The 4,554-nt window shown below is 57.6% G+C and carries 4 protein-coding genes; all 4 read left to right on the forward strand.

Annotated features, from left to right (window positions below):
* A partial coding sequence (locus RUGAMON1_RS32420) for a DUF2345 domain-containing protein (protein ID WP_445234385.1) occupies window positions 1-940 on the forward strand: 940 nt, incomplete at its 5' end.
* Complete coding sequence (locus RUGAMON1_RS32425; RefSeq protein WP_445234386.1) at window positions 937-2,445, forward strand: hypothetical protein; 1,509 nt, start codon at window positions 937-939, stop codon at window positions 2,443-2,445. The genes RUGAMON1_RS32420 and RUGAMON1_RS32425, both read left to right, overlap by 4 nt.
* Window positions 2,446-2,508: 63 nt before the next feature.
* Window positions 2,509-2,892, forward strand: a complete 384-nt coding sequence (locus RUGAMON1_RS32430) for an SseB family protein (protein ID WP_445234387.1) — start codon at window positions 2,509-2,511, stop codon at window positions 2,890-2,892.
* 271 nt (window positions 2,893-3,163) lie between these two features.
* Window positions 3,164-4,554 (forward strand): type VI secretion system Vgr family protein (locus RUGAMON1_RS32435; protein ID WP_445234388.1); only part of this gene is annotated, 1,391 nt, incomplete at its 3' end.

Genomic DNA, 4,554 nt, shown 5'->3' on the forward strand with positions numbered 1-4,554 from the left:
CAAGGCAGATGAGAGCGCGCTGGATGACAAGTCGGCACCGTTGAAGGCGATGTTGGCTGCGGTGTCGGGCATGGTGGGCAATGCCAGCCTGGATGCGGCCAAGGCCGATGCCGAGGAAAAGAAAACCGCACCCGGCGATGATCAATTGCCGCATGCCAGTTCGCCGATTATCGCCGTCAGCGGCAAGGCAGGCCTGAGCGTGACGGCGGGGCAGGCGATGCAGATGTCCAACGGTGAAACGATTGCATTGATGAGCGGCGCCGACACGCAGTTCGTTAGCGGCGGTCAGTTGCGTGTGCAAACCCAACAGGCGATTGGCGTGTTGGGCGGTGCGGTCAAAGCCGGCGAGAACAATATCGGCGTGCAAATGATCGCCGCCAAGGATGCCGTCGATATCCAGGCACAAACGGATGTGCTGAAGGTGCAGGCGCGAGATGAGGTCAATCTGGTCAGCGCTAATGCTTTTGTGGATTGGGCTGCAGCCAAGAGCATTACGCTGTCGACGGCGGGGGGCGCCAACATTACCATCGATGGTGGCAATATCACGGTGCAGTGCCCAGGTAAGTTGACTATTTATGCTAGCAGCAAGAGCTTTGAAGGGCCCGCATCCTCATCTTTCGCTTTACCTGCTTTGCCACGGTCGGCGCCTACCACTACCGATATCGAATTCAGACATTTCACTGATTGGGGCGCGGGTCTCGCTGGCCGGCGCTTCAAGGCAACGCTGGGCGATGGTTCTGTTCGCGCAGGCGTACTTGATGTCGACGGTTACGCGAGACTAACAGGGTTACCTGCGGCGAGTGCAGCTAAGATAGAGTATTTGCCTGGAGGCCCTCCTGCTAAGTCGATGGTCAGGGCGGAGCTTGATTCCGACGTTGACGCGTTTTTCAATATGCAATTCGCTATAAAGCCAAAGGCGGATAGCGAGAAAGTATCATGAGCAATAAGTCGATTTTAGATGATGTGTGGGAAAGTACTGTGGGCGGCCTAAACTGGCTGAAATCTGTGCTTATTGGGGAATTTTCGGACAACCGCTCGCTCTCTGCGGTGATTGCCGATATGTTGGTCAGCTTTGTGCCAGGAGTCATCATTGTAACCAGTGCACGGGATGCGGTTGCCGTTATTGTTCGCTTGGCTCATCACCCTGAAAAACGTCAGGAACTAATGGAGTGGGTATTGCTATCGGCATGCTTGATTACGCTAGCACTTCCTCTGGCCATGGCTGCTGGTGGGGCGGTGGCGGCTGGCGTGGGAGCTATCGTCGGTGGCGTGGCGGGCTCCGAGCTAGCTGCCGCCTTGCGGGCCGTTATGCTTTTGTTGATAAAGGAGGCCAGTAAGCTCGGTGAAATATTGAGGTTTTTGCAGAAGTTTATGCATGGCGATATTGCGCTTTTTTTGCGCAGCATTAAATTTTCAAAATACGAAAAAGTTTTGCTGATGGCTTTCGATAAGACCGTTAACAAACTATTAGAAATCTGCCGTGCCCTTCGCGCTAAGCTGGAATATGTCTCGTACTTCGATGACGTCAAACACGCGATAGCTAGATTGTCTGAGTGGGAGAGAAAATTTTATAGTGTTCAGCAAGATGCTTTACGCCAGCTGCCTCGGGCTGTTGCTGAACTAGACCGTAGACTTGCCGAGTTGGTGGCTCAAGTCGCGCCAAAAGAAAGCCACATCGCCGTCTCGGGCTTAGAGACTCATCCACCCGCAGGCAAGGCCCTGTCGGCACAACGTGTGCGCGACCCAGTGGGGTCTCATCTTGCGGAGAGCTCCGCCGGTAGCCATATCGCATCTTTGGGCGAGAGTAAAAGTACCGCTGTGACGGAACATGGCAGCGAGAGACTGGAATCCAAGGCCGCATCGTCTACTGCGGCGCCCTCGCAGATCAAGGATAAACCTGATAAAGTTGAGAGCGTGGCGGAAAATCATAACACCAAGCGACAAGAAACTGCAGAGCCGGATACCAGTGATGTTACTGCCCCAAAAGCTGCGACGACGCAAGAGTACGGAGTGGCTTTTTTTGGTCCAGATAACCTGAAGTATTACACGCCCGCGAACGCGACCATAGGGCGGACCGGGCGTTCCTTCTTCTTGATGCCACTTGAGGACTCCGGCATAGTTAAAAACGCTGGTGACGCGGCTAGATATACAGGAATGGCGCCTTCCGCTCAGGAGGCCTATAAGCAAGGACTGGATATCTATGGCCTTAGCTTCCCTGTGGATGCTGCATCGCTGACCAAGCCGACCGCAGCTGACGCAATGGGATGGGATCATTATTTGGAGGGCGGACACACTGCGGTCAAGCTCGGTGACGGACCGACTGCCGGGTACCTGCTCAATCCGACCCGGGAGTTTGTCATGCCCGGCGGGAACGGAATTCCTCCTGGTTCCGTGTTGTTCCAACTGGGTCCTGATGGGGAATGGATGCCGATAAAAAGGTATTAGCCAGATATCGGCTTAATGTGCTGTGAGCGGACCGCATCGTTGTTTAAAAAGGAAAGAGAAAGAATGAAAGAGTTTTTGCCACAGAATGATTTGGAAATCGCGATGCTGAAGGCGAAGTCGGCATTGTTACCTGGATCGGAATTGATGCGTGCATTTGTTAATGCCCGATTGATTGTGCCTAGCGGTGCGAGTGTCGCAGCGAATGGCGAGGGTTTTCAGCCACTGCAGTTCGCAAAGGAGACTGTCCAGATGCTTGCCTGCTTTTCGACTTCCGAGCGCATCGGTGAATATGCAGATATGGCGCCGTATTATCTGGAAATGACGGGCCGACAACTGCTACAACGTCTTCCTCCGGAATATGGCGTTGTGATTAATCCTGGTTGGCCTGTGGGTTTTGATATCTCTCCGCAGGGTGTCGCAAAGATATTGGCTGATTTCCCGTCCTGAAAGAAGGGGGGATGCATGAACATCTCTGCTCAAAATAGGTGGCTATCAGTGGTCCTCTTGCCATATGAGTTATGAGCGGCAGAGTTTGATGTTCAGTTTTCAAGTAGTTGCGATCGGCACATGACAGTAAAGTGCCTTGTCTCGCGTCATTGCGCACAGTACATCGTAACGCCGCCGGCGAAGAGCAGCGCCGCGCGTGCCTATGCGCAGCCGACGCCAAGAAAGAGCCGGAGTGCAAGGCTGCTCCCGGCGCAAAAACCGCATCGAACTCATGAGTGTCGCCTTACTGGAACAAGTCACCACCGCCTTGGCGCAGTTCTCCAGCGCCACGCGGCTGTACGCACTGAAGCTGGATAACGACGACGCCGAGCTGGGCGCCGGCGGTTTGCTGGTGGAAGCTTTTTCCGCCGACGACGTGGTGCAGGGCACGGGCGCGCGCGACATCATCGTGCTGTCGACCAACGCCCACGTCGAACTGGCGCCGTTGCTGGGCAAGCCGGCCAGCCTCGAGGTGAGCCTGGTGGACGGCAGCCGCACCACCTTCAGCGGCGACATCACGCAGGCGGCCATGCTGGGCAGCGAAGGCGGCCTGGCGCGCTTCCGCTTGCGCTTGACGCCGTGGTTGTGGCGGTTGAGCCAGGTACGCAACAGCCGCGTATGGCAGGACAAGACGGTGGTCGAGATCGTTGAATCGGTCTTTGAAAATTATCAGCCGCTGGCGCAATGGCGCTGGAGCGAAGAGGTCGACGGCTTCCTGGCCGACGTGCCGGCGCGTAGCTATTGCTGCCAGTACCGCGAATCGGACTACGACTTCGTGCTGCGCCTGTTGACCGAGGAGGGCCTGGTTTGGCGCTTCGAGGAAAGCGAGGACGGCCTGTGCCTGGTGCTGTTCGCCGACAGCAGCCAGCTCAGCGCGGTGCCCGAGGACGCCAGCAGCGAGGCCGGTGGCGGTATCCGCTTCCATGGCGTGCGCGCCGGCGAGCAGCAGGACACCATCCAGGCTTTGCAGGCGAGGCGTAGCGTGTCGGCCACGCTGACTACCTTGCTCAGCTACGATTACAAGGCCAAGAAAGCCGTCAGCGCCAGTGCGCCGGCCATGCAGCAGTACGAGAAATTGCCGGCGCTGGAGAGCTTCGACGTTCCCGGTCAATACGCCTATGCAGATGGCGGGCTGGCGCAGCATTACGCCGAGTTGCAAATGCAGGGACGGGAAGCGCGCAGCCAGCTGTGGCGCGGCCGCTCGACGGTGCGCACCTTGGCGGCAGGGCGGCGCGTGAATGTCACGCAGGGGCCGCTGGCTTCGGCCGAGGGCGCTGCTGTGCCGGCCTACACCGTGTTGCGTGTGACTAGCGTCGGTGTCAACAACCTGCCGTCGCCGGCCCAGCAGGGTTTGGCTGAGCTGTTCGGTCCCATCCCTGAATTGCTGGAGGAATTGGCGCCGCAACGCGGTGCCGATTTTGCGTTGGTGATCGATCAGGCGCGGAAGACCGGCTATGCCAACAGTTTTGAGGCGGTCGCAGCGGACGTGATCTGGCGTCCGCAATTGCCTGGCAGCGATGGCCGCAATCATCCGAAGCCGACCGCATCGGGTGCGCAGAGCGCGATCGTCATCGGCGCGGACGGTCTGGACCAGCCGGCCGGCGCCGATGAACTGCATTGCGA

The sequence above is a fragment of the Duganella rhizosphaerae genome, assembly GCF_040364205.1.
Classification (GTDB): domain Bacteria; phylum Pseudomonadota; class Gammaproteobacteria; order Burkholderiales; family Burkholderiaceae_D; genus Rugamonas; species Rugamonas rhizosphaerae.

Bases quoted from the DNA above. Each gene is read 5' to 3' on its own strand.
- RUGAMON1_RS32425 (WP_445234386.1), top strand. From the start codon at position 937: ATGAGCAATAAGTCGATTTTAGATGATGTGTGGGAAAGTACTGTGGGC.
- RUGAMON1_RS32430 (WP_445234387.1), top strand. From the start codon at position 2,509: ATGAAAGAGTTTTTGCCACAGAATGATTTGGAAATCGCGATGCTGAAG.